This window comes from Halovivax sp. (assembly GCA_007119345.1).
Classification (GTDB): Archaea; Halobacteriota; Halobacteria; order Halobacteriales; family Natrialbaceae; genus Halovivax.
The window spans coordinates 1-3989 of sequence record SKPV01000241.1; the positions used below are offsets into that span (position 1 = coordinate 1).

At 66.2% G+C, this 3989-nt stretch carries 7 protein-coding genes; all 7 read left to right on the forward strand.

Going from position 1 to position 3989, the window contains the following annotated elements; translation table 11 throughout:
- Positions 1 to 235 precede the first annotated feature (235 nt).
- Genes QZT59_RS16720 through rpsB form a run of 7 tightly spaced genes read left to right on the forward strand, consistent with a single transcriptional unit; the run spans position 236 to position 3779 of the window.
- Entirely contained in the window at positions 236 to 589 is a 354-nt protein-coding gene (locus QZT59_RS16720) for a 50S ribosomal protein L18e (protein ID WP_290818913.1), read from the forward strand.
- A complete protein-coding gene (locus QZT59_RS16725; protein ID WP_290818915.1) occupies positions 586 to 1023 on the forward strand; it encodes a 50S ribosomal protein L13 in 438 nt (145 codons plus the stop codon). Before QZT59_RS16720 ends, QZT59_RS16725 begins: the two co-directional genes overlap by 4 nt.
- Positions 1017 to 1415 carry a 30S ribosomal protein S9 gene (locus tag QZT59_RS16730; RefSeq protein ID WP_290818917.1) on the forward strand — a complete coding sequence of 133 codons (399 nt, stop codon included), beginning with the start codon at positions 1017 to 1019 and terminating at the stop codon, positions 1413 to 1415. Before QZT59_RS16725 ends, QZT59_RS16730 begins: the two co-directional genes overlap by 7 nt.
- Before the next feature lie 12 nt (positions 1416 to 1427).
- The gene (locus QZT59_RS16735; protein WP_290818919.1) at positions 1428 to 1622 is read left to right on the forward strand and encodes a DNA-directed RNA polymerase subunit N; all 195 of its coding nucleotides are present in this window, start codon (positions 1428 to 1430) and stop codon (positions 1620 to 1622) included.
- Complete coding sequence (locus QZT59_RS16740) at positions 1622 to 1801, forward strand: DNA-directed RNA polymerase subunit K (RefSeq protein ID WP_290818921.1); 180 nt, start codon at positions 1622 to 1624, stop codon at positions 1799 to 1801. Before QZT59_RS16735 ends, QZT59_RS16740 begins: the two co-directional genes overlap by 1 nt.
- A complete protein-coding gene (gene eno / locus QZT59_RS16745; protein WP_290818923.1) occupies positions 1798 to 3003 on the forward strand; it encodes a phosphopyruvate hydratase in 1206 nt (401 codons plus the stop codon). Before QZT59_RS16740 ends, eno begins: the two co-directional genes overlap by 4 nt.
- A complete protein-coding gene (gene rpsB, locus QZT59_RS16750) occupies positions 3000 to 3779 on the forward strand; it encodes a 30S ribosomal protein S2 (RefSeq protein WP_290818925.1) in 780 nt (259 codons plus the stop codon). Before eno ends, rpsB begins: the two co-directional genes overlap by 4 nt.
- Positions 3780 to 3989: the final 210 nt, after the last annotated feature.

The following is a 3989-nucleotide window of genomic DNA, read 5'->3' on the forward strand; positions in this document are numbered from 1 at the left end:
AGTCTGGCCAACGGCGCAGCGTTCAGGGCGCTGTCTCGTAGGAGTCCGCAGGTTCAAATCCTGCTCCCTGCATTTTTCGGCTCGACCGAACGGGAGAGCCGCAAAAATGGAATGTGCAGATTTGAGCTACGGGAGTCCCAGCGGTCGAGCGTCTCCCGACGGTTCAAATCCTGCTCCCTGCATCACTTCTGTGCGACTGCCATGGAGCAGTCACCACGATACTTAGCAGACACCAATGAGTAGCAAAACGAATCCGAGGCTCAACGATCTCATCGCCGAGCTGAAGTCGGCCTCGCGCGAGACCGACGCGAACGTCTGGCGCGACGTCGCCCATCGCCTCGAGAAGCCCCGAGCGAGTCACGCGGAAGTGAATCTCGGGCGGATCGAGCGATACGCACGCGAAGAAGAGACCGTCGTCGTCCCTGGCAAGGTGCTGGGGTCGGGCGCGCTCCAGAAGAACGTCACCGTCGCCGCCGTCGACTTTTCGGCGTCGGCGGAGACGAAGATCGATCAGGTCGGCGAGACGGTACCGCTCGAGCAACTGCTCGAAGAGAACCCCAGCGGAGCGAACGTGCGGGTGATCGCATGAGCGTCGCGGAGTTCGACGCCGACGTCGTCGTCGACGCCCGCGACTGCATCCTGGGTCGCGTCGCGAGCCAGGTCGCCCAGCGCGCCCTCGAGGGCGAGCGGGTGGCGATCGTCAACGCCGAGGACGCCGTCATCACGGGCGACAAAGAGGACGTCTTCGAGACCTACCGCACGCGACTGCAGCTCGGCTCCGACCGGGGGCCGTACTACCCCAAGCGACCGGATACGATCTTCAAGCGCGCCGTCCGCGGGATGTTGCCGTACAAGAAACGGCGTGGCCGCGAGGCGTTCGAGAACGTCCGCGTCTACGTCGGTAATCCCTACGACGACGAGGCGGAGATCCTCCCGGACACGTCGCTTGACCGACTCTCGAACATCCGCTTCGTGCACCTCCACGAAGTGAGCGAACAACTCGGTGCTAACGTCACATGGTAACGAACACGAGTGGCAAGAAGAAGACGGCCGTCGCCCGCGCAACGGTGCGTGACGGCGAGGGCCGCGTGCGAATCAACTCCCAGCCGGTCGAGCTGGTCGAACCCGAGATGTCGCGACTGAAGATGCTCGAGCCGTTCCGTATCGCCGGCGACGACCTCCGCGACGGGATCGACGTCGACGTCCGCGTCGAGGGCGGCGGCATCAGCGGCCAGGCCGACGCCGTCCGAACGGCGATCGCCCGCGGCATCGTCCAGCACACGAACGACGCAGAGCTCCGCGACGCGTACATGGAGTTCGACCGCTCGCTGCTGGTCAACGACGTTCGCCAGTCCGAACCGAAAAAGTGGGGTGGACCCGGCGCCCGGGCCCGCTACCAGAAGTCCTACCGCTGAGGTGACCGGAACATGATGGTACCGGTCCGGTGTTTCACGTGCGGTTCGGTCGTCGGCGAACACTGGGAGGAGTTCAAGGAACGAACGCGAGCGGGTGACGAGGACCCACAGGAGGTCCTCGACGAACTCGGCGTCGAGCGCTACTGCTGTCGCCGGATGCTCGTCTCGCACGTCGACCTCGTCGACGTCGTCTCACCATACCAGTAATGCAACGGAACCGATACAACCGATACGAGAAAGCACGCATCCTCGGCGCGAGAGCGCTGCAGGTGTCCTACGGCGCGCCCGTGTTGATCGAGACGGATCAGTCCGAGCCGATCCTGATCGCCGCCGAGGAGTACGACGCCGGGGCGTTGCCGTTTACGGTCAAACGAGGGTCGCGATGACGCTCGTCACCGACGTTCGGCTCCGGCGGGTGCTCGACTCGCGCGGGAACCCGACGGTCGAAGCCGACGTGCTCACCGAGAGCGGTGGCTTCGGTCGCGCCGCCGCCCCCTCCGGGGCGAGCACGGGCGAGTACGAGGCGATCGAACGGCCGGCGAACGAGGCGATTGCGGCGGCGCGCGAACGCGCCGTCCCGCGCCTCGTCGGCGAGGCCTACGCCGGCAACCAGCGCGAGGTCGACGCCCTCCTGCGCGCCGCCGACGGCACGGACGACTTCTCCGAGATCGGCGCCAACAGCGCGGTCGCCATCTCGATGGCCGCCGCGAAAGCCGGCGCCGACGTCCTCGGTGCGCCACTGTTCCAGCACTTAGGTGGTGCGTTCCGGGGCGAGAATTTCCCGATTCCCCTGGGTAACGTCGTCGGTGGCGGCGAACACGCCACCGACGCGACCGACATCCAGGAGTTCCTCGTCGCCCCCGTCGGCGCACCGAACGTCGCCGACGCCGTCTTCGCCAACGCCGCCGTTCACGGCGAGGTCGCGGACCTGCTCGAGGAACGCGGCGTTCCGTCGGGCAAAGGTGACGAGGGGGCGTGGGCGCCGTCGATCGACGACGCCGAAGCGTTCGAGCTCGTCGAGCACGCGGTCGAAACGGTCGAAGCCGACGTCGGCTTCGAGATCGGCTTCGGGCTCGACGTCGCCGCCGCGGAGCTGTACGACGCCGACGCCGGCGTCTACGAGTACAGCGACACGACCCGCGACACCGACGAGCAGATCGACTACATCGCCGACCTCGTGGCCGAGTACGACCTCGTCTACGTCGAGGATCCACTCGACGAGAACGACTACGAGGCGTTCGCCGAACTCACCGACCGCGTGGGTGAGCGGACGCTGATCTGTGGCGACGACCTGTTCGTGACGAACACGGATCGGCTCGCCGAGGGGATCGAACAGGGTGCGGCCAACAGCATTCTGATCAAGCCCAACCAGATCGGGACGCTCACCGACGCCTTCGACGCGATCGAACTCGCGACCCGAAACGGCTACGAGTCGGTCGTCTCCCACCGGTCGGGCGAGACCGAGGACACCACGATCGCACACCTCGCCGTGGCGACCGACGCTCCGTACGTTAAGACGGGCGCCGTCGGCGGCGAGCGAACCGCAAAGCTCAACGAGCTCATTCGAATCGCAGACGACGCGACATGACAGACGACAACGCACAACAGGAGGGGCTCGACGCCGCCGAGGAGGAGATCGACCCGGAGCCGGCTGAAGGAGCCGGCCCCGCCGCCGAACCCACCGAGGACGTCGAGCCCGCAGAGGTAGCGGACGCCGAGGCAGACGCCGAGGCCGAAGAAGACGAGGGGCCGACCCTCGACGACGACGTGCTCTCCGACGAGGAGGCAGACCTGCTCATCCCCGTCGAGGACTACCTCGGCGCCGGTGTCCACATCGGCACCCAGCAGAAGACAAAGGACATGGAGCGCTTTATCCACCGCGTCCGGACCGACGGCCTCTACGTCCTCGACGTCTCGAAGACCGATCGACGGATCCGCACGGCCGCGGACTTCCTCGCGAACTACGCGCCCGAACAGATCCTGGTCACCTCGAGTCGCCAGTACGGCCGCTTCCCTGCCGAGAAGTTCGCCGAGGCCGTGGGCGCTCGAGCGCGCACCGGCCGATTTATCCCGGGCACGCTGACGAACCCCAAGTACGCCGGCTACATCGAACCCGACGTGGTCGTCGTCACCGACCCGATCGGCGACGCCCAGGCGGTCAAGGAAGCGATCACCGTGGGCATCCCGGTCATCGCGATGTGTGACTCGAACAACCAGACCAGCAACGTCGACCTCGTCGTCCCGACGAACAACAAGGGTCGCAAGGCGCTGTCGGTCGTCTACTGGCTGCTGGCCAACGAGACCCTCGACCGCCGCGGCGCCGAACCGGCGTACGCGCTCGAGGACTTCGAGAGCCTGGTCTGAGCGGAATCGCATTTCGGTTCGCTGGTACTCTCGCCGAGCGGATGCGCTCGATCGCACCCACAGGGTGCAGATCGTTCCTGTGTGCGAACGCCTTTGACCCAGCAGCGTGAACGGGAGACGATGACAGACGCACGGATCGCTGGCGTCGGAATGACCGACTTCGGCGTCCACGAGCGACCACTGATGGAGCTCTTTGCAGAGGCAGCGTTC